The 19,106-nt window shown below is 65.8% G+C and carries 18 protein-coding genes and 1 pseudogene; 10 read left to right on the plus strand and 9 right to left on the minus strand.

From position 1 onward, the window contains the following. Nucleotides 1–48 precede the first annotated feature (48 nt). On the plus strand, nt 49–1,932 hold the full coding sequence (locus CWC60_RS11610; protein WP_109794160.1) for an ABC-F family ATP-binding cassette domain-containing protein: 1,884 nt from the start codon (nt 49–51) through the stop codon (nt 1,930–1,932). A gap of 12 nt (nt 1,933–1,944) precedes the next feature. Here the strand turns inward: CWC60_RS11610 and CWC60_RS11615 are convergent, their stop codons facing one another. Next, on the minus strand, nt 1,945–2,442 hold the full coding sequence (locus tag CWC60_RS11615; RefSeq protein WP_109794161.1) for a PAS domain-containing protein: 498 nt from the start codon (nt 2,440–2,442) through the stop codon (nt 1,945–1,947). A gap of 259 nt (nt 2,443–2,701) precedes the next feature. Between CWC60_RS11615 and CWC60_RS11620 the strand changes: the two genes are divergently transcribed. Beyond that, nucleotides 2,702–3,325, plus strand: a complete 624-nt coding sequence (locus tag CWC60_RS11620) for a hypothetical protein (protein WP_109794162.1) — start codon at nt 2,702–2,704, stop codon at nt 3,323–3,325. Between the two features lie 5 nt (nt 3,326–3,330). Here the strand turns inward: CWC60_RS11620 and CWC60_RS11625 are convergent, their stop codons facing one another. The 7 genes from CWC60_RS11625 to mdh all read right to left on the minus strand — a co-directional run bounded on the left by CWC60_RS11625 (nt 3,331) and on the right by mdh (nt 12,648). Next, the gene (locus tag CWC60_RS11625) at nt 3,331–3,699 is read right to left on the minus strand and encodes a VOC family protein (protein ID WP_109794163.1); all 369 of its coding nucleotides are present in this window, start codon (nt 3,697–3,699) and stop codon (nt 3,331–3,333) included. 8 nt (nt 3,700–3,707) lie between these two features. Continuing rightward, nucleotides 3,708–5,120 carry a dihydrolipoyl dehydrogenase gene (gene lpdA / locus CWC60_RS11630; protein ID WP_109794164.1) on the minus strand — a complete coding sequence of 471 codons (1,413 nt, stop codon included), beginning with the start codon at nt 5,118–5,120 and terminating at the stop codon, nt 3,708–3,710. A 75-nt stretch (nt 5,121–5,195) separates the two neighbouring features. Further along, on the minus strand, nt 5,196–6,500 hold the full coding sequence (gene odhB / locus CWC60_RS11635) for a 2-oxoglutarate dehydrogenase complex dihydrolipoyllysine-residue succinyltransferase (protein WP_109794165.1): 1,305 nt from the start codon (nt 6,498–6,500) through the stop codon (nt 5,196–5,198). A 34-nt stretch (nt 6,501–6,534) separates the two neighbouring features. Then, complete coding sequence (locus CWC60_RS11640) at nt 6,535–9,438, minus strand: 2-oxoglutarate dehydrogenase E1 component (protein ID WP_109794166.1); 2,904 nt, start codon at nt 9,436–9,438, stop codon at nt 6,535–6,537. Nucleotides 9,439–9,524: 86 nt separating this feature from the next. Next, nucleotides 9,525–10,400 (minus strand): succinate--CoA ligase subunit alpha, encoded by an 876-nt coding sequence (gene sucD / locus CWC60_RS11645; RefSeq protein ID WP_109794167.1) that lies wholly within the window; start codon nt 10,398–10,400, stop codon nt 9,525–9,527. Continuing rightward, a complete protein-coding gene (gene sucC / locus CWC60_RS11650; protein ID WP_109794168.1) occupies nt 10,401–11,597 on the minus strand; it encodes an ADP-forming succinate--CoA ligase subunit beta in 1,197 nt (398 codons plus the stop codon). Between the two features lie 88 nt (nt 11,598–11,685). Beyond that, nucleotides 11,686–12,648 (minus strand): malate dehydrogenase, encoded by a 963-nt coding sequence (mdh, locus tag CWC60_RS11655; protein WP_109794169.1) that lies wholly within the window; start codon nt 12,646–12,648, stop codon nt 11,686–11,688. Between the two features lie 189 nt (nt 12,649–12,837). Between mdh and CWC60_RS11660 the strand changes: the two genes are divergently transcribed. The 6 genes from CWC60_RS11660 to CWC60_RS11685 all read left to right on the plus strand — a co-directional run bounded on the left by CWC60_RS11660 (nt 12,838) and on the right by CWC60_RS11685 (nt 17,701). Further along, nucleotides 12,838–13,563, plus strand: a complete 726-nt coding sequence (locus CWC60_RS11660; RefSeq protein ID WP_109794170.1) for a glycosyltransferase family 2 protein — start codon at nt 12,838–12,840, stop codon at nt 13,561–13,563. Then, a complete protein-coding gene (locus CWC60_RS11665) occupies nt 13,560–13,877 on the plus strand; it encodes a lipid-A-disaccharide synthase N-terminal domain-containing protein (protein WP_206419899.1) in 318 nt (105 codons plus the stop codon). The genes CWC60_RS11660 and CWC60_RS11665 overlap by 4 nt, the downstream gene beginning before the upstream one ends. 113 nt (nt 13,878–13,990) lie before the next feature. Further along, nucleotides 13,991–15,649 carry an ArnT family glycosyltransferase gene (locus CWC60_RS11670; protein ID WP_109794171.1) on the plus strand — a complete coding sequence of 553 codons (1,659 nt, stop codon included), beginning with the start codon at nt 13,991–13,993 and terminating at the stop codon, nt 15,647–15,649. Further along, a complete protein-coding gene (locus CWC60_RS11675; RefSeq protein WP_109794172.1) occupies nt 15,646–16,359 on the plus strand; it encodes a phosphatase PAP2 family protein in 714 nt (237 codons plus the stop codon). The genes CWC60_RS11670 and CWC60_RS11675 overlap by 4 nt, the downstream gene beginning before the upstream one ends. Beyond that, the gene (locus tag CWC60_RS11680; protein WP_164516503.1) at nt 16,356–17,132 is read left to right on the plus strand and encodes a phosphatase PAP2 family protein; all 777 of its coding nucleotides are present in this window, start codon (nt 16,356–16,358) and stop codon (nt 17,130–17,132) included. The genes CWC60_RS11675 and CWC60_RS11680 overlap by 4 nt, the downstream gene beginning before the upstream one ends. A gap of 74 nt (nt 17,133–17,206) precedes the next feature. Continuing rightward, nucleotides 17,207–17,701, plus strand: coding sequence for an Lrp/AsnC family transcriptional regulator (locus CWC60_RS11685; protein ID WP_109794174.1), 495 nt, complete (start codon nt 17,207–17,209; stop codon nt 17,699–17,701). A gap of 66 nt (nt 17,702–17,767) precedes the next feature. On the opposite strand, the gene CWC60_RS11690 is transcribed toward CWC60_RS11685, so the two are convergent. Further along, nucleotides 17,768–18,244: a deoxycytidylate deaminase gene (locus tag CWC60_RS11690; protein WP_109794175.1), complete on the minus strand. Its 477-nt coding sequence runs from the start codon at nt 18,242–18,244 to the stop codon at nt 17,768–17,770. Between the two features lie 16 nt (nt 18,245–18,260). On the opposite strand from CWC60_RS11690, the gene CWC60_RS11695 reads away from it, so the two are divergent. Together CWC60_RS11695 and CWC60_RS11700 are read left to right on the plus strand one after the other, a co-directional pair. Further along, entirely contained in the window at nt 18,261–18,932 is a 672-nt protein-coding gene (locus CWC60_RS11695; protein ID WP_164516504.1) for a dCTP deaminase/dUTPase family protein, read from the plus strand. A gap of 60 nt (nt 18,933–18,992) precedes the next feature. Beyond that, nucleotides 18,993–19,106 (plus strand): annotated as a pseudogene (locus CWC60_RS11700) (IS630 family transposase); the annotation flags it as partial.

Raw genomic sequence — 19,106 nt, forward strand, 5'->3', positions numbered from 1 at the left:
CAACAGCGGCGATGCGCCGCGCCGCCGATTGCGCTATGGAAGCGCCCCATGCTTGTACTGGAAGACATCACGATCCGCATCGCCGGGCGGACGCTGCTGGAGGGCGCGACCGCACGCATCGCCACCGGTCACCGCGCCGGGCTGGTCGGGCCCAACGGCACCGGCAAGACGACGCTGCTGCGCGCCATCATGGGCGAAGTGGCGATGGACTCCGGTTCGATCGAGACTCCGCGCGGCTCGAAGATCGGCACGGTCGCGCAGGAGGCGCCGACCGGGCCCATGCCGGCGATCGAGGCGGTGCTGGCAGCCGATACCGAGCGCGCCGATCTGCTGGCGGAGGCCGAGACGGCGACGGACCCGCACCGCATTGCCGACATCCAGACCCGGCTCACCGACATCGGGGCGCATGCCGCGCCGGCGCGCGCCGCCACCATTCTCGATGGTCTCGGCATTCACGCCGACCGTCAGGACCAGCCCTGCAGCGCATTCTCCGGCGGCTGGCGCATGCGCATCGCGCTGGCCGCGGCGCTGTTCGCGGAGCCGGAGATCCTGCTGCTGGACGAACCGACCAACCATCTCGACCTGGAATCGACGCTCTGGCTGGAGGACTTCCTGCAGAAATACCGGCACACGGTCATCATCGTCAGCCACGACCGGGATCTGCTGAACCGCGCCGTCACCGATATCCTCCATCTCGACCAGCTCGGCCTGACGCTCTACGCGGGCAACTACGACAGCTTCGAGGAGCGACGCCGCATGGCCCAGCGCCAGCAGGCGGACCTGGCCAACAAACAGGCCGCCGAGCGCGCGCACATTCAGTCCTTCGTCGACCGGTTCCGCTACAAGGCCTCCAAGGCGCGCCAGGCGCAGAGCCGCCTGAAGATGCTGGCGAAGATGCAGCCCATCGCTGCAGTGGTCGAGGCGCGCGCGCCGCGCTTTCCGTTCGCCGAACCGCAACGGCTGGCGCCGCCGATCATCTCCATGGAGAACGTCGATGTCGGTTACGAGCCGGGGCGGCCGGTGCTGCGGCGCGTGAGTCTCCGGCTCGACGATGACGATCGCATCGCCCTGCTGGGTGCCAACGGCAACGGCAAGTCGACGCTGGCCAAGCTGATCGCCGGGCGGCTGCAGGCGGAAGCGGGCAGGGTCAGCCGGTCCTCGAAGCTGAAGATCGGTTTCTTCGCCCAGCACCAGATCGAGGATCTGAAACCCGGCCGGACGGCGCTGGACCACATACGGGAACTGCGCCCCTATGACAGCGAGACGGTGCTGCGCACGCGGCTGGACGGCTTCGGCCTCGACCACAAACGCGTCGAGACGCCGGCCGCCGAAATGTCGGGCGGCGAGAAGGCCAGGCTGGCGCTCTGCCTGATGGCGCAGGGGGAGCCGCATCTGATCATCCTGGACGAGCCGACCAACCATCTCGACATCGACAGCCGCCAGGCGCTGGTTCAGGCGCTCAACGCCTTCGGCGGCGCGGTGATCCTGGTCAGCCATGACAGCCACCTGGTCGAGGCCGTGGCGGACCGGCTCTGGCTGGTCGCCGGCGGCAGCGTGGAGGCGTTCGAGGGCGACATGAACGACTACAAGCGCCTGGCGCTGTCGGAGGCGGCGGAGGCCGCGCGCCCCGACCGCGCGGCCAGGGAGGGCGCGGCGAAGCCGAACCGGCGCGAAGCGCGCAAGAAGGCCGCGGACGCCCGCGCCGAGCTGTCGCCGCTGCGCAAGTCGATGCGCAAGGCCGAGAAGGACATCGAGACGCTGACGGCGCAGATCCGCCGCATCGAGGCGCATCTGCACGATCCGGAGATCTACCGGGGCCCGCCGGAGAAACAGGCGGAGCTCAACCGTCTCAAGGCCGCGGCCGAACGCGCGGTGGCCGAGGCGGAACAGCGCTGGATGGAGGCGGCGGAGCGCCTGGAGAACGCCGGCTGAGCCGGGCCGGGTTCAGCTGTCGTCCAGGCGGCGGAATTCGAAGGCGACGATGACCCGGTCGATGGACTGGCCGTGGGTCGAATAGGGCAGGCCGATGACCTCGCAGGAGCGGAAGTCCCCGCGCGCATTGGCGTAGGCGATCTCCCTGGCCTGCGGCAGACCGGTTTCGGCGGTGGCGAGCAGGGTCGTCCAGTAGGCGCTCGGCGCCCGCTGGTTCGGGATTTCGCCCACCTGCCGGCCCTTGAGGTTGCCGCCCATGTGCGCGTCCACATCGGTACCGGTGAGGCGGTAGACGAAGTCGACCGGATTGCGTTCGACCGAGAGCACGGCAAGATTGGGCAGCAGGTGCTTGACCTCGGCCGGGTCGAAATCCTCCCGCCGGGGCCAGATGCGCTCGCCGCGGGTCGACAGCCAGTAGCGCAGGGCGGCCTGCGTGACCTCCGAGCGCAGTCGGTCCTGCGCCTCGGCCACGGTGTCCCTGATCTTGCCGTCGTCAGGTTTCGCCAGCATCACACGCCCAGTGAAAATGCGAGTACGACCGCGCCCGAATGCAGCGGTTCCTTCGGTCAACAGTCATGCGTCACCGGCTATTCGGAAAAATGTGACAGTGGTCACGGCGCCTGTCCCGGCAGGCGCATGCGCACGGCCGGTTCACGCTTTCCCTGGTACGCGCCGCCTGGCGGGGTTTCACCGCCGGACCGCGATCACAATCTGGCCGGCAGGAACGGCGTGCCGTGACCGCGGACGCCGGCGGCAGGGAACCGGGGAAATGCTCGACTGGCTACAGGCCAACAGCACGGTCATCCAACTCGTCTTCACGGCGGCGATGGTCGCCGTGTGGGTGCTCTACCTGCAGATATTCCTGACCAGCATCCGCCGCCAGAAGCGGCCCAACATCGTCATCAGCTGCGGCGCGGGCTCGGGGATGGATGCGCGCATCCTTGTCAGCAATCTGGGATTCGAGCCGATCTTCATCGTCGACGTCATCATGACCGTGTGGACCAGCGAACAGGAACACAGGACGGTGGTCACCGACCGGAGCGAACTCAGTCCCGAACAGCTCGCCCGGCCTACCGAAGCGACAAACCAGGGCCCGCTCAAGACCGGTGAGTACACGGACATGGGCAGTTTCCGGGAATTCGTCGAACGTGTGCGCCAGTCCGATCATGTCGATCTCGACGGCAAGGTGGAGGGCATGGATATCAAGGTGATCGGCACCACGGCGGCCCAGTCGCGCCTGATCGCGGCGGAGCGCGAATTCGCCCTGACAGGCGAGGGACGGGACGAGCGTCTCCGGCCGACCCGCGTGGTGACGACGCAGGTCCGCTCCGGCCGCGGCCGCCGGCGATTGCGCAGGGAACTGCACGAACGCCTCCAGCCCCCTTCGTCCTGATGGACTCAGCCGCCGGTCTCGAACTGGAGTTCCACGGTCATGCCGTCGGGACCGGCGACGAAGATCTGCCTGAGCGGCAGGCCCGGCACGTCGTTCTCCCGGTACTTCAGGCCGGCGCGTTCGATCGCCGCCTTCTGGCCGTCATAGTCGCCGCCGCGAAAGGCGAAATGGTCCACCGTGCCCTTGCCCAGCGCGGCGTCGGCCAGGTCGCTGCCGACCAGATGCACCACCGCCTGGCCGCCGGCATAGAGCCAGTAGCCGGGGAAGGCGAAGTCCGGGCGGTCGCCGACATGCAGGCCGACGATTTCCTCGAAGAAGCGGCGGGTCGCTTCCAGGTCGGTGCAGCGGACATTGACGTGGTCCAGGCGCATCATCGGCCCACTCACATGTTGATGGTCTGCCCCCGCACCGCCATTGCGGCTTCCTTGACCGCCTCGTTCAGCGTCGGGTGGGCGTGGCACATGTGGCCGACCTCGCTGGCGGTGCCGCCAAGCTCCATCACGGCCAGGGCCTCGTGGATCATGTTGCCGGCGTCGGGACCGATGATGTGGACGCCCAGCACCTGGTCGCTTTCCTTGTCGGCCAGGATCTTCACCATGCCGTACTTCTCGCCAATCGAGCGGGCGCGGGAGTTGGCGGAGAAGGGGAACTTGCCGACATTGTAGGCGATGTCCGCTTCCTTGAGCTGTTCCTCGGTGCGGCCGATGGAGGCGATCTCCGGCCAGGTGTAGACGACCCCCGGTACGCGGTCGTAGTCGATGTGCCCGGCCTCGCCGGCGAGGAAGTCGGCGACGATGGCGCCCTCATGCTCGGCCTTGTGCGCCAGCATCGGCCCGGGAATGCAGTCGCCGATCGCAAAGACGCCGGGTACGGATGTCTGGAAGTGCTCGTCGACGGGAATGAAGCCCTTCTCGGTCTCGATGCCGAGATCCTCGAGGCCGAGGTCGTCGGTATAGGGCCGGCGGCCGACCGCGACCAGCACGACGTCGGCCTTCAGTTCCTCGGCGTCGCCGCCCTTCGCGGGCTCGACGGTGAGCTTGACCTGGGTTTTCTGCGCTTCCGCGCCGGTGACCTTGGTCGAGACCTTGAACTCGATGCCCTGTTTGGAGAACAGCACCTTGGCGCGCTTGGAGACCTCGCTGTCCATGTTGGGCAGGATGCGGTCGAGGAACTCCACGACGGTCACCTCGGCGCCGAGCCGTCGCCAGACGGAACCCAGCTCCAGTCCGATATAGCCGCCGCCGATGACGATCATCGACTTCGGCACCTTCTTCAGGTCCAGCGCGCCGGTCGACGAGACGATGCGCTCCTCGTCGATCTCGACATTGGGGATCGTGGCGACGTCGGAGCCGGTGGCGATGAGGATCGTGTCCGTCTTGACCTCGTAGGCCTTCTTCCTGTCGTTGGGCGTCACCGAGACGGTCTCCCGGTCGACGATCCTGCCGAAGCCATAAGCCAGCTCGACCTTGTACTTCTTGAACAACCCCTCGATGCCGTCGGTCAGGCTGGTGACGACCTCGTCCTTGCGGCCCAGCATGGTCTTCAGGTCCAGCTTCGGACTGGCCTTGATGCCGTGCCCGGCGAAGTGCTCGCCGGCCGCTTCCTCGTAGAGATGGGAACTCTGCAGCAGCGCCTTCGAGGGGATGCAGCCGACATTGAGGCAGGTGCCGCCCAGCCGCCCGCGCTTGTCGACGCAGAGTACCGTCATGCCGTTCTGCGCGGCGCGGATCGCGGCGACGTAGCCGCCCGGGCCGCCGCCGATGATCACCAGATCGTAGCGCTTGTCGTCACTCATCGTATCACACTCCTGCCCGCACTCGCTTGGCGAGGGTTCAATTCGCTCCCCGGCGTTCCGCGGCGACAGCCGCCGTCAGAGATCCAGGATCAGCCGCCGCGGGTCCTCCAGGTTCTCCTTGACCTTGACCAGGAACAGCACCGCTTCGCGGCCGTCGATGATGCGGTGGTCGTAGGAGAGAGCCAGGTACATCATCGGCCGGAGCTTGATCTCGCCGCCGACCTCCATCGGCCGCTGCTGGATCTTGTGCATGCCCAGGATGCCGGATTGCGGCGGGTTGAGGATCGGCGTCGACATCAGCGAGCCGTAGACCCCGCCATTGGAGATGGTGAAGGTGCCGCCCTGCAGTTCGTCCAGCCCCAGCTTGCCGTCCCGGGCGCGCGTGCCGAGATCCGCGATGGTGCTTTCGATGCCGGCGACGGACTTCTGATCGGCGTCCCGGACCACCGGAACGACCAGGCCGTTCGGCGTGCCGACCGCGACGCCGATGTGATAGTAGTTCTTGTAGACGATGTCGTCGCCGTCGATCTCGGCGTTGACCGCCGGCAGTTCCTTCAGCGCCGCGATGCAGGCCTTGATGAAAAAGGCCATGAAGCCCAGCCGGACGCCGTGCTTCTTCTCGAAATCGTCCTTGTAGGCGCTGCGCAGCGCCAGAACCTCGGTCATGTCCACCTCGTTGAAGGTGGTCAGCATGGCCGCGGTGTTCTGCGCCTCCTTCAGACGCCGGGCGATGGTGCGGCGCAGCCGCGACATGCGCACGCGCTCCTCGCGGTCCTCTTCGGGCCGCGGCCCGGAGGAACCGGGCATGCTCTCCGGCGCGAGCGCCGCCTGGCTGCCGCCCGACGATGACCGCTGCCGTTCGGCCTGCTTCGCGCGGCCCTCGGCGATGGCGCGCGCGACGTCGGCGCGGGTGACGCGGCCGTCCTTGCCGGTACCCTCGATGCCATCCAGGCTGACGCCCTTCTCATCGGCCAGGGCCTTCGCGGAGTCCATGGCCACGAGATCCTTCGCCGGCCTTTTCGGCGCCGCGTCCTTCTTCTCCGGCGCCTTGTCCTGCTTCGGCTTGTCGTCGGCCGCCTTCTTCTCTTCCTTCGGCGCCTCGTCCTTCGCCTTCGGCTTGTCCTCTGACTTCGTGCCTTCGGCGCTTTCGTCGATGCGGCAGAGCAGGGCGCCCACCTCGACGGTAGCGCCTTCCTCGGCGACGATCTCCGCCAGCGCGCCGGCCGAGGTCGCATTCACCTCCAGCGTGACCTTGTCGGTCTCCAGTTCGCAGAGGGGATCGTCGACGGCGACGGCGTCGCCTTCCTTCTTGAACCACTGGCCGACCGTGGCCTCGGTGATCGACTCGCCCATCGTGGGCACCTTGATTTCAACAGCCATGTCGCGCCTTTCGCGTCGGTGCTCTTGTTGGTCTTCAGTATTCCGGGTTGGCGCCGGCGGGCTCGCCCTTGAGCGCCTTGGTGCAGAGGATGTCCTGCTCCTTCAGGTGCACCTTCGCAAGGCCCGTGGCCGGCGAGGCCGAAGGCGGACGTCCCACATAGCAGGGCCGCTTGACCTTCTTCATTTCGGCCAGCTGGAAGCATTCCTCCAGCCAGTTCTGGACGAACAGCCACGCCCCCATGTTGCGCGGCTCTTCCTGGCACCAGATCACCCGGTCCACATGCGTGTAGGGTTTCAGTTCTTCGACCAGCGGCTTGGTCGGATAGGGATAGAGCTGCTCGATGCGCAGGATGTGCGCATCGTCGGCGCCCAGTTCCTCGCGCTTGTCGACCAGGTCGTAATAGACCTTGCCCGAACACAGGATCAGGGTCTTCGCTTTCTTCTTGTCGCTCGGCAGGGTCTCCTCGTAGAGCACCCGGTGGAACGACGAACCGGTCGAGAAGTCGTCCAGGGTCGATACGCAACGCTTGTGGCGCAGCAGCGATTTGGGCGTCATCAGAATCAGCGGCTTGCGGAAATCGCGGTGAACCTGGCGGCGCAGGATGTGGAAGTAGTTCGCCGGCGTGGTGCAGTTCGCGACCTGCATGTTGTCCTCGGCGCAGAGCTGCAGATAGCGCTCCAGCCGGGCCGAGCTGTGCTCGGGCCCCTGGCCTTCGTGGCCGTGCGGCAGCAGCATGACCAGGCCCGACATGCGCAGCCACTTGGCCTCGCCGTTGGAAAGGAACTGGTCGATGATCACCTGGGCGCCGTTGGCGAAGTCGCCGAACTGCGCTTCCCACAGCACCAGCGCGTTGGGCTCTGCCAGCGAGAAGCCGTATTCGAAGCCGAGCACCGCGGCCTCCGAGAGCATGGAATCGATGACCTCGAAGGTTGCCTGTTCCTTGGCGATGTGGCTCAGCGGCTGGTAACGGTCCTCGGTCACCTGGTCGACCAGAACCGAATGGCGCTGGCTGAAGGTGCCGCGGCCGGAATCCTGGCCCGACAGCCGCACGGGCACGTTCTCCAGCGCCAGGCTGCCGAAGGCGAGCGCCTCCGCGGTGGCCCAGTCGATGCCTTCGCCGGTCTCGAACATCTTCTGCTTGGCCTGCATCAGGCGCTTGATGGTGCGGTGGGCGTTGAAGTTCTCCGGAATATGGGTCAGCCCTGCGCCGATCTCCTTCAGCTTTTCCAGCGGCACCGCGGTCGCCCCGCGGCGGTCGCCGAGCGGCGCGACGGAGAGGCCGCTCCAGCGTCCCTCCAGCCAGTCCGCCTTGTTGGGCCGGAAGGAATTGGCCGCCTCGAACTCGCCTTCCAGATACTCGCGGAAGCCGGAAACCATCTGGTCGGCTTCCTCCTCGGTCATCACGCCGTCCTCGACCAGCCGCCGGGCGTATATCTGGCGCGTCGTCGGGTGTGAGGCGATCTTGCGGTACATCAGCGGCTGCGTGAAGGAGGGCTCGTCGCCCTCGTTATGGCCGTGTCGGCGATAGCAGAACATGTCGAGCACCACGTCGACGCCGAATTCCTGACGGAACTCCGTGGCGATCTTGGCGGCGTGCACCACCGCTTCCGGATCGTCGCCGTTCACGTGCAGGATCGGCGCGGCGACCATCTTGCCCACGTCCGACGGATAGGGCGAGGAGCGGGAGTATTTCGGCGAGGTTGTGAAGCCGATCTGGTTGTTGACGATGATATGGATCGTGCCGCCGACGGCGTAGCCCTTCAGGCCGGACAGGCCGAAGCACTCCGCGACGATGCCCTGGCCGGCGAAGGCGGCGTCGCCATGCATCAGGATCGGCAGCACCTTGTGCGAACTGTTGGGCCCGAGCTGGCGGATCTTCGCCCGTGCCTTGCCCAGGACCACCGGATCGACCGCTTCCAGGTGCGACGGGTTCGCGGTCAGCGACAGATGCACCTTGTTGCCGTCGAACTCGCGGTCGGACGAGGTGCCGAGGTGATACTTGACGTCGCCCGAGCCCTGGACGTCATCGGGATTGGCGGCGTTGCCCTGGAACTCGGAGAACACGGCGCGGAACGGCTTGCCCATCACGTTGGTCAGCACGTTCAGGCGGCCGCGGTGCGGCATGCCGAGGATGATCTCCTGCACGCCGAGCTGGCCGCCGCGCTTGATGATCGCCTCCATCGCCGGCATCAGCGCTTCGCCGCCGTCCAGGCCAAAGCGCTTGGTGCCGGTGTACTTCACGTTCATGAAGTTCTCGAAGCCCTCGGCCTCGGCGATCTTGTTCAGGATCGCCTTCTTGCCCATCAGGGTGAAGGTGACTTCCTTGTCCGGGCCCTCGATACGGTTCTGGATCCAGGATTTCTGTTCCGGACTCTGGATGTGCATGTACTCGACGGCCAGGGTGCCGCAGTAGACCTTCTGCACGACCTCCAGGATTTCCCGCATGGTCGCGGCTTCCATGCCGAGAACCTTGTCGAGAAAGATCGGGCGGTCCATGTCCTTGTCTTCGAAGCCGTAGGTCTTCGGATTGAGCTCCGGATGCTCCATCGGCTGGTCCAGACCCAGCGGATCCAGCGTGGCCTGCAGGTGCCCGCGCACGCGATAGGCGCGGATCAGCATCAGGGCGCGCAGGCTGTCCAGCGTCGCCTGCCGGGCCTGCTCGGAATCGACCGGCGTCTCGGCGTGTGCGGCCGCCTTGACCGCGGGGCCGAGCAGCTCATAGGGGTCATCGACCTCCAGGCTGCCGTTCTTCGCGCCCCAGCTCGCGCCGTCGGTGGCGCGCCGGACCGTCTCCAGTTCGTCGCCCACGGTGTCGAAGAAGCCGGCCCAACTCTCGTCCACGGAGGTCGGATCTTCGAGATACTTCTCGTAGAGCTCCTCGATGAAAATGGAGTTCGTGCCGTTCAGGAAAGCGGCGGCGAGATTCTCAGAACCCATTTCGTGCCCGGCGCGGGGCTTTCCCCCGCGTCCCTTCTGTCGTCATTCCAAAGGGGCGGGTTAGCATAGCTGCGATTGACGCCCCGTTAAGACTTGAGTTTCTCCACCAGCGTGGTGCCCAGCGCCGACGGCGAATCCGCGACGGTGATGCCGGCCGAACGCATGGCCTCCATCTTGTCCTCGGCGCCGCCCTTGCCGCCGGCGATGATGGCGCCCGCATGGCCCATGCGGCGGCCCGGCGGCGCGGTCACGCCGGCGATGAAGCCGACCACCGGCTTCTTCACCTTGGAGGCCTTGAGGAACTCCGCGGCCTCCTCCTCGGCGGTGCCGCCGATCTCGCCGATCATGATGATCGATTCGGTCTCGTCGTCGCCCAGGAACAGCTCCAGGCAGTCGATGAAGTTGGTGCCGTTGACCGGGTCGCCGCCGATACCGATGCAGGTCGACTGGCCCAGCCCCGCGGCCGTGGTCTGCGCCACCGCCTCGTAGGTCAGCGTGCCGGAGCGCGAGACAATGCCGACATTGCCGCGCTTGTGGATGTGGCCGGGCATGATGCCGATCTTGCACTCGTCGGGCGTGATCACGCCGGGGCAGTTCGGCCCGATCAGGCGGCTGCCGGACCGCTGCAGCGCGTGTTTGACCTTCACCATGTCGAGCACGGGAATGCCTTCGGTGATGCAGGTGATCAGCTCGATCCCGGCGTCGATCGCTTCCAGGATCGCGTCGGCCGCGAACGGCGGCGGCACGTAGATCACGGAGGCGTCGGCGCCGGTCCTCTCCTTCGCCTCGGCGACGGTGTTGAACACGGGCAGGCCCAGATGCTCGGAACCGCCCTTGCCCGGGCTGGTGCCGCCGACCATCTTCGTGCCGTAGGCGATCGCCTGCTCGGAATGGAAGGTCCCCTGGTTGCCGGTGAAGCCCTGGCAGATGACCTTGGTGTCCTTGTTGACCAGAACCGCCATTTACGCAGCCTCCTTCACGGCCTTGACGACCTTTTCCGCGGCGTCCGCCAGATTGTCGGCGGCGACGATCGTCAGACCCGAATCGGCCATGATCTGTTTGCCCTGCTCGACATTGGTGCCCTCGAGGCGGACCACCAGCGGCTTGTCCAGCTTAACCTCCCGGGCCGCCGCGACGACGCCCTCGGCGATGACGTCGCAGCGCATGATGCCGCCGAAGATGTTGACCAGGATGCCCTTCACGTTGGGATCCGACAGGATGATCTTGAACGCCTCGGTCACCTTCTCCTTGGTGGCGCCGCCGCCCACGTCCAGGAAGTTGGCAGGCTCGGAACCGTAGAGCTTGATGATGTCCATGGTCGCCATGGCGAGTCCCGCGCCGTTGACCATGCAGCCGATCTCGCCGTCCAGCTTGACGTAGTTGAGATCGTATTCGGAGGCCTTGACCTCCATCGGATCCTCTTCCTCGACGTCGCGGAGCTCGGCCACGTCCTTGTGGCGGTAGAGCGCGTTGTCGTCGAAGTTCATCTTGGCGTCGAGCGCGATGACCTCGCCGCCGCCGGTGACCACCAGCGGGTTGATCTCCACCAGGCTGGCGTCGAGATCGACGAAGGCGTTGTAGAGCGCGGTGATGAACTTCGTCGCCGATTTCACCTGGTCGCCCTCGAGACCTAGGAAGAAGGCGATCCTGCGGGCGTGGAAACCGGAGATGCCGGTGCCCGGATCGACCTTCACGCGCAGGATCTTCTCCGGCGTCTTCTCCGCGACGTCCTCGATGTCCATGCCGCCCTCGGCCGAGGCCATGAAGGTGATGGCGCTGGTGCCGCGGTCGAGCAGGACCGAGAGATAGAGCTCGCGGGCGATGTCGCAGCCGTCCTCGACGTAGAGGCGCTTGACCTCCTTGCCCGCCTCGCCGGTCTGCTTGGTGACCAGCACCTTGTTCAGCATCTCGCCGGCGTTGGTCCTGACCTCGTCGACGGATTTGGAGAGGCGGACGCCGCCCTTGCCGTCGGGGTTGTCCTTGAAGTGGCCGGCGCCCCGTCCGCCCGCGTGGATCTGCGATTTGACGACCCACACGGGCCCGCCCAGTTCCTCGGCGGCCTTGACCGCCTCGTCGACCGTGAAGGCCGGCTTGCCGTTCGGCGTCGCGACGCCGTACTTCCGCAGCAGCGCCTTCGCCTGATATTCGTGAATGTTCATGGTGTTCCCGGGTTCCGAGACAAGACGACCCGTCCGCAGCCTCCCCGGCGCGGACGGGGGCTCAACCTAACCAGCGACGCCGCCGAATTCAACCGAGTGAGCTATCGATCTTCTTGCACGCGTCGACGAGGCCCTTCACCGCCTCGACGGACTTGTTGAAGTTGCCCTGTTCCTCGTCGGTCAGCTCGATCTCGACGATGCGCTCCACGCCCTGGTCGCCGATCACCACCGGGACGCCGACATAGAGGTCGTCGACGCCGAACTGGCCGGTCAGGTGCGCCGCGCAGGGCAGCACGCGCTTTTCGTCGAAGAGATAGGCCTCGGCCATCTGGATCGCCGAGGTTGCCGGGGCGTAGAAGGCCGAACCGTTGCCCAGCAGGCCGACGATCTCGGCGCCGCCGTCGCGGGTGCGCTGGACGATCTGGTCCAGCTTGTCCTGGCTGATCCAGCCCATCTTCACCAGGTCGGGCATGGGGATGCCGGCGACGGTGGTGTAGCGGGTAGACGGCACCATGGTGTCGCCGTGGCCGCCCAGCACGAAGGCGGTGACGTCCTCCACCGAGACGTTCATCGCCTCGGCCAGGAAGAAGCGGAAACGCGCCGAGTCGAGCACGCCGGCCATGCCGACCACCTTGGCGTGGGGCAGGCCGCAGACCTTCTGCAGCACCCAGACCATGGCGTCGAGCGGGTTGGTGATGCAGATGACGAAGGCGTCCGGGGCGTACTGCCTGATGCCGTCGCCGACCTGCTTCATGACCTTGATGTTGGTTTCCAGCAGGTCGTCGCGGCTCATGCCCGGCTTGCGCGGGATGCCCGCGGTGACGATGATGACGTCCGCGCCCTCGATGTCCTTGTAGTACTTGGTGCCCTTGAGCACGGCGTTGAAGCCGTCGACCGGCGCGCTCTCCGCCAGGTCCAGCGCCTTGCCCTTGGCCACGCCTTCGACGATGTCGAAGACGACCACGTCGCCGAGCTGCTTCATCGCGGCGAGATGGGCGAGGGTGCCGCCGATATTGCCGCCGCCGATCAGTGCGATTTTCCTGCGCGCCATTCTGATTGTCCCCCAGTGACGTTGGTTTCCGGATTGCGGCCCTTTTAGGCCCGGGCCCCTGCGCGCCGCCAGTGTGCCACTTGTCGCGGCTGCCGGGGAGGTCAATTCGGCCGCCGCGCCGGCGAATGGCGCAATGGACGCGTCAGCGTAAATCTGGCATAGGCGCGGCTTCTTGACGGAACGGGACGCATGCCAGCTTTTTCGGTCGTGATCCCCGCGATGAACGAGGCCGGCAACATCGGCCGGCTGGTCGTGGAAATTCACGAGACACTGACCGACGATCCGCCCGCGGAGATCATCGTCATCGATGACGGCTCCGACGATGCGACGGCGGACGAACTGCGCGCCGCCATGGCGCAGGTGCCGGCGCTCAGGGTGCTGCGCCATGACCGCCGTTCGGGCCAGAGCGCGGCCGTGCGTTCGGGCGTGCGCGCGGCGCGGGCGGAAGTCATCGTGACCATGGACGGCGACGGCCAGAACCCGCCTGCGGACATTCCGAAGCTGCTGGCGGCGCTCGCCGACGGCCCGGCGGGGGAGCCGGCGCTGGTCAACGGCTGGCGCACCGGGCGCAAGGCATCCGGCAGCCGCCGCCTGGCCAGCCGTTTCGCCAACCGGGTGCGGCAGTGGGCGCTGAAGGACGATTGCCCGGATTCGGGCTGCGGCCTGAAGGCCTTCTGGCGGGAGAACTACCTCGCGCTGCCCTTCTTCGCGACCATGCACCGTTTCATGCCGGCGCTGTTCGGCCTCTACGGCCGCCAGACCGCGACGGTCGAGGTGGGCGACCGCGCGCGCGACGCCGGCGCGTCCAAGTACACCAACTGGAAGCGCGGGCTGGACGGCGCCTTCGACCTGCTGGCCTTCACGTGGCTCAGGTCGCGGACGCGCACGCCCGTGGCGACGGAGATCGAGCGATGATGGAGGCGATACTCGCCTGGTGGGACCGGATGACGGGCATCGAGGCCTGGCTGGTCGTCTTCGGCGTCATCGCGCAGTCGATGTTCTTCATGCGCTTCGCGGTGCAGTGGGTCGTCTCGGAACGTGCGCGCCGCTCCATCGTCCCGGAGATGTTCTGGTACTTCTCCATCGCAGGCGGGATCCTGATGTTCATCTACGCCGTGCTCAGGGAGGATCCGGTGATCATGCTGGGCCAGTCGACCGGCATCATCATCTATTCGCGCAACATCTACTTCATCTGGCGGGAGAAGCGCCGCTTTCCCGGCGCGGACTGAATGCTCCGGGCGTCCCCTTTCCGTCATCCCCGCCCGCGCGTGTGCATCCGGCTGACCTGTCGGATCCCGGCGATGCCGCTCCGGACCCTCGTACAAGGCGGGAGCGGCAGGCCATGGCCGGCATGACCCCCGCTGCCATCATCAACCGGATCGACGCCTGGCCGAGGCGCTGGCGCTATGGCCTGCTGACCCTCGTGGCGCTGGCCTTCTTCCTGCCGGGCCTGTTCTCGATCCCGCCCGTCGACCGCGACGAGAGCCGCTTCGCCCAGGCGACCAAGCAGATGCTGGAGACCGGCGATCTGGTCGACATCCGCTTCCAGGACCAGGCGCGCCACAAGAAGCCGGCCGGCATCTACTGGCTGCAGGCCGCGGCGGTCAGCCTGACGGGCGAGCGGCAGGCGATCTGGGCCTACCGGTTGCCGTCGCTGGTCTCGGCGGTCGCCGCGGTGCTGCTGACCGCGGCCATCGGCGGCATGCTGTTCGGCCCCGGCGTGGGCTTCGCGGCGGCCGCGATCATGGCGGCGGCGGTGCTGCTGAACGTGGAGGCGCGGACGGCGAAAACCGATGCGGCCCTGCTGGCGTTCACCCTCGCGGCACTGGCGCTGATGGTCCGCGTCATACAGGGACGCGCCCGCGCGGTGCTTTCCGCATATGGCTTCTGGGCGGCGCTCGGAGCCGGCTTCCTGATCAAGGGGCCGATCCTGTTCCTGCCCGTCGCGGGCCTCGGCCTGGCGGAAAGCTGGCGCCGGCGCGGCCTCGGCTGGATCGCGGGCCTGCGGCCGCTGACAGGTGTGCTCCTGTTCGCCATCGTTGCCGCGCCATGGTTCGTCGCCATCGGCATGGCGACCGACGGCGGCTTCTTCGCCGAATCCATCGGCAAGGACATGCTCGCCAAGGTCGCCGGCGGGCAGGAGAGCCACGGCGCCCCGCCGGGCCTCTATCTGGCGCTGGCGCCGCTGACCTTCTGGCCGTTCTCGCTGCTGGGCCTGCTGGCGCTGCCCTGGATCTGGCGCAGCCGCCGCCGCGGCGAGGTGCTGCTGCTGCTCGGCTGGGCGCTGCTGACCTGGGTCGTCTTCGCGCTGACGCCGACCAAGCTGGCCCACTACGTGCTGCCGGCCTATCCGGCGCTGGCGATCCTCGCCGCCGCCGCGCTGGCCGACGCGGAGCCGGCCGGGCCGCGCTGGTGGCGCTGGACCGCCTTCGTCCTCTGGGGCCTGATCACCCTGGCGCTGGCGTTCGCAATGCCGGTCATGGGAATCGAGATCGGCCTCCCCTTTGGTGCGGCCTGGCTGGCGGGCATCCTGCTGTTGGCGGCGCTGCACGCCGGCTACCGGCTGGCGGTCGGCGGGGCGACCGCGCGGCATCTGGTCGGTTTGGGCCTCCTGGCGATGGTATTCTCGGGCGCGGTCTTCGGGCGCTTCCTTCCGTCTCTGGAGCCGGCCTTCATCGCCCCGCGCCTGGTCGAGGCCCTGCCGGCGCGGGCCGGCTGCGAACGCCCCTGGCTGGCCAGTGCGGGCTTCACCGAGCCGAGCCTGGTCTTCCTGACCGAAACCCGCACCGTCCTGGGCGGCGGGGCGGAAGCGGCCGACCACCTGGCGGCCCATCCCCGGTGCGGCGTCGCCGCGGTCGAAGCGCGCCAGCGGGACGCCTTTCTTGACCGGCTGGGGACCACGGGCCACAAGGTGGTCGCGATGGAGACGGTTGCAGGCTTCAACTACGCCAGGGGACGGCCGGTGGCGATCACGATCTATGTCAGCGAAGGGCCGCAATGAGCGAGGCCAACCCGCTTCTGGCGGCCGGGGAGCGCCGCCTGGCCGAGGTCCGCGGCCGCTACCTGCTGCCCTGGCAGATCGCGCTCTACGAAGCCATCCTGGCGGCGGCGGTCGTCGGCTCGGCCGGCTTCGACCTGTGGCTGACGACGAAGCTGCATCAGTCGCAGGGGATGCTGGCCACGGCGTTGCGGACCGTCGAGGACCTGGGCGACAGCAAGTGGTTCATCGTGCCGAGCGCCTGCTGGCTGCTGGCCTGTCTGTTGCTGTTCCGGCTGGCCGGCGATCCGGAAGTCCGCCGCCGTCTGCGCTGGTGGACGGTCAGCCTCGCCTATCTTCTGGCCTCGGTCTCGGTCTCCGGCATCATCGCCAACATCTTCAAGACCGTCTTCGGCCGCGCGCGTCCCATGGCGCTGAGCCCCGGCGAGACGGCGGAGTGGACCCTGTTCGCCTTCGACTGGCGGCTGCAGTCCTTCCCCTCGGGCCACGCCACGACGCTGTTCTCGGCGGCAGTGGCGCTTTCGGTCCTGTTTCCGCGCTTCCGCTGGTTCTTCATCGGCGCGGCGGTGGCGGGCTCCTTCGGCCGGCTCGCCATCGGGGCGCACTTCTTCGCCGACATCGTCGCCGGCGCGGCGCTGGGCGGGTTCACCGCATGGTGGCTGAAGGGTTTCATGGCGCGCCGGGGCGTCGCGCCCTTGGCGGCATCGGCATGAAGATGCGCGCCGCCGGCCTCGGCCGCATCCGCGACATCTGCCTCGTGGCGGGGCTGTTGCTTGCGCCGGTGGCGATCTATGTGCCCCTCGATCACTGGTTGGCGGGACTTTTCCATCTCGGCGGCGGCGAGTTCTGGCTGACCGATTCCTGGGTCGGCACGGCCTTTCACGGCTATATCCGTCCGGCCTTCTACTGGCTGCTGGCCGCCCTTGTGGTCGCCCTGGCGGTCCGCAGCTTCCGCATGCCGGGACACCGCTGGCTGACGGTCCGGCGGCTGCTCTATGTCGGCGCGGTCGTGGGTCTCGGACTCGGTCTGGTCACCAACAACATCCTCAAGGACCGCTTCGACCGGCCCCGGCCGATGCAGACGGTCGAGTATGGCGGCGAGGCGCGCTATCAGCCGCCCGTGCTGCCGGCGAAGGGATGCGAGCGGAACTGCTCCTTCGTCTCCGGCGACGCCGCGGCGGGCTTCGTCCTGATCGCCCTGCCGCTCGCGTTCGCCTCCGGCCGCCGGCGCTGGCAGATGATGAAAGTGACGCTCTGGATCGGCGCGATGGTGGGGCTGCTGCGGATGCTGAACGGCTCCCACTACCTGTTCGACGTGGTCTATGCCGGGCTGATCAACGTCGCCATTGCCGCGGTTCTGTGGCGTCCGTTCATGCGCTGGCGCTGGGCGGAGATCAGGGCGCTGCCCGGGCGGCTCGCGGCGATGGGCCGCGCAGCGGGCGAGGGGGCGGCCTTCGCCTGGCGCTGGCTGCGCCATCCCCGCTGAATGCTGATTTCGCGGTTGCGGAATCGCGCGCCACGCAATAATGTTGCGCGCAGAATGGCCGATGGGTACTTTTCATGCAGCGCGTAAAGCTCGACGGCATCGACCGGCGGATCCTCGCCGATCTGCAGGCTGACGGCCGGATCACCAATGTGGAACTGGCCCGACGGGTCGGTATCTCCGCGCCGCCCTGCCTGCGCCGGGTGCGCGCTCTGGAAGACGCCGGCTACATCCAGGGCTATCACGCCCACCTCGCACCCGAACTGCTGGGCTTCGGTGTCACGGTCTTCGCCATGGTGGGGCTGGAGAATCAGGCAGAGAACGATCTCAAGGCGTTCGAAACCCGGGTGCGCAACTGGCCGCTGGTGCGCGAGTGCACCATGCTGGCCGGCGAGATCGACTTCATCCTGAAGGTCGTGGCGAAGGACTGGGAAGCCTATCAGCACTTCCTGACGACGGAACTCACCGCCGCCCCGAACGTCGCTCACGTGAAGACTTCGCTCGGCATCCGGCAGTCCAAGTACGAACCCGGCGTCCCCGTCGAACTGGCCGAGACCCAGGCGAGTGACTAGCGCCGCTCCGTGTCTGTCAGAAGCAGATTTCAGGCCGGCCCGCCCTAAATGCCCAGATTCACGAATTCAGATCTTCAAGAACCGGACGCTGACATGGCTTTCATTTAACATTTCAAGAGAGATTTGCAGGCTTCGTGAAAAGAAATCATCCCTATTGGGTGGCAGGCGGGTAATTATTTCAGCCAGACCGGATTGAATAATTGCCCTAGTGCAATCTGAGCATGGAAACAGTGATGTATAGATTCGGCAATTTTCAGAGCTAATACCAGCTCTCGCCATATTGTATATAGAATTTCTCTCCGCATGTTCATACCAATAGTATTTTTCATTATCTTCACGTGAATGTCTTTGATGGGGTGTCGCGTTTATCCCCCGAGCCAAGCCATTAAATCCTGTGCTCCTAATTTCATTCGCTGGACCTACGATAATTGCGCCGACTTTCCGGCTTGAATCTTCACTCCATTCAGCGATAAAATCTGCCAACTTCATAAACCGAATGTCCCATTTTGTCGGTTCTGACAGATGGTTTTGATCAATATTCATGGTATCGAGAAAGCCAATGATACTTCTTGGTGAGCAGGTTTTTGACCGAAGCCTATTGAACGGTGCGCAAGCTAAGCATTTTCGGAATGCTAGCTACTATCTGACCATTGGTCAAATTGTCCCGGTCGGTGATCGAGAGGAGTCGCTGTTCGAGATTGGATCAACTAGGAAGACATGGTCTATTAAACCGAAGGAGATGATTTGGGTTGTTTCTTCGGAAGAGTTCAGAAAAGGCAATGAGGACGTATCATGTTTGGCAACATTACGTACGACGCTGACGAAGAATGGTTTGTTGGCACTTAATACAGGCATAATTGATCCGAATTTTTCGGGACCCATCGGTACTGCGATAATTAATTTTTCATCTAAAGAAGTTCCAATTCGTGTTGGAGATGAGTTTATGAGAATTATATTTATTAAACACGGGGTAATTTCTGACGAATTTCGTGCAAAACCATATGATCGGAGTAAGAAGGAGTATTTGTTTGAAGTTCAAGAGCTAGCTCTTTCGAAATTTCCAACTACGTTTTTGGATGCACAAGATATTTCAGAAGAATTCTATGATAGATTAGCCGATAAATGGCCTAGATATTTATTAAAAAAGGCATCGTTTGTTGTGACGGCACTTGTCAGTATGGTAGTGGCGGGCGTCATTGGAGCTCTGGCCAACCAGTATCTAGTGGATTGAACCCGACAGTGGAGTCCCGATGGGGATTCCCCTTGTCGGCTTTGCGTGCGAGTCTGCGGCATGCGCACGGGTATCAGCTTCGAAGTTTCTCCGGATGACCGCTCTCGTCTTGAGGCGCTCGTCCGGGATCGGAACGCCCCTCAGAACCATGTCTGGCGAGCCCGGATCGTCCTC

Source organism: Minwuia thermotolerans (genome assembly GCF_002924445.1).
In the GTDB taxonomy this organism is placed as follows: Bacteria; Pseudomonadota; Alphaproteobacteria; order Minwuiales; family Minwuiaceae; genus Minwuia; species Minwuia thermotolerans.

What these genes read in the sequence shown, in the direction of transcription:
- CWC60_RS11610 (WP_109794160.1), top strand. Translation starts at nt 49, where the DNA reads ATGCTTGTACTGGAAGACATCACGATCCGCATCGCCGGGCGGACGCTG.
- CWC60_RS11615 (WP_109794161.1), bottom strand. Translation starts at nt 2,442, where the DNA reads ATGCTGGCGAAACCTGACGACGGCAAGATCAGGGACACCGTGGCCGAG.
- CWC60_RS11620 (WP_109794162.1), top strand. Translation starts at nt 2,702, where the DNA reads ATGCTCGACTGGCTACAGGCCAACAGCACGGTCATCCAACTCGTCTTC.
- CWC60_RS11625 (WP_109794163.1), bottom strand. Translation starts at nt 3,699, where the DNA reads ATGATGCGCCTGGACCACGTCAATGTCCGCTGCACCGACCTGGAAGCG.
- lpdA (WP_109794164.1), bottom strand. Translation starts at nt 5,120, where the DNA reads ATGAGTGACGACAAGCGCTACGATCTGGTGATCATCGGCGGCGGCCCG.
- odhB (WP_109794165.1), bottom strand. Translation starts at nt 6,500, where the DNA reads ATGGCTGTTGAAATCAAGGTGCCCACGATGGGCGAGTCGATCACCGAG.
- CWC60_RS11640 (WP_109794166.1), bottom strand. Translation starts at nt 9,438, where the DNA reads ATGGGTTCTGAGAATCTCGCCGCCGCTTTCCTGAACGGCACGAACTCC.
- sucD (WP_109794167.1), bottom strand. Translation starts at nt 10,400, where the DNA reads ATGGCGGTTCTGGTCAACAAGGACACCAAGGTCATCTGCCAGGGCTTC.
- sucC (WP_109794168.1), bottom strand. Translation starts at nt 11,597, where the DNA reads ATGAACATTCACGAATATCAGGCGAAGGCGCTGCTGCGGAAGTACGGC.
- mdh (WP_109794169.1), bottom strand. Translation starts at nt 12,648, where the DNA reads ATGGCGCGCAGGAAAATCGCACTGATCGGCGGCGGCAATATCGGCGGC.
- CWC60_RS11660 (WP_109794170.1), top strand. Translation starts at nt 12,838, where the DNA reads ATGCCAGCTTTTTCGGTCGTGATCCCCGCGATGAACGAGGCCGGCAAC.
- CWC60_RS11665 (WP_206419899.1), top strand. Translation starts at nt 13,560, where the DNA reads ATGATGGAGGCGATACTCGCCTGGTGGGACCGGATGACGGGCATCGAG.
- CWC60_RS11670 (WP_109794171.1), top strand. Translation starts at nt 13,991, where the DNA reads ATGGCCGGCATGACCCCCGCTGCCATCATCAACCGGATCGACGCCTGG.
- CWC60_RS11675 (WP_109794172.1), top strand. Translation starts at nt 15,646, where the DNA reads ATGAGCGAGGCCAACCCGCTTCTGGCGGCCGGGGAGCGCCGCCTGGCC.
- CWC60_RS11680 (WP_164516503.1), top strand. Translation starts at nt 16,356, where the DNA reads ATGAAGATGCGCGCCGCCGGCCTCGGCCGCATCCGCGACATCTGCCTC.
- CWC60_RS11685 (WP_109794174.1), top strand. Translation starts at nt 17,207, where the DNA reads ATGCAGCGCGTAAAGCTCGACGGCATCGACCGGCGGATCCTCGCCGAT.
- CWC60_RS11690 (WP_109794175.1), bottom strand. Translation starts at nt 18,244, where the DNA reads ATGAATATTGATCAAAACCATCTGTCAGAACCGACAAAATGGGACATT.
- CWC60_RS11695 (WP_164516504.1), top strand. Translation starts at nt 18,261, where the DNA reads ATGATACTTCTTGGTGAGCAGGTTTTTGACCGAAGCCTATTGAACGGT.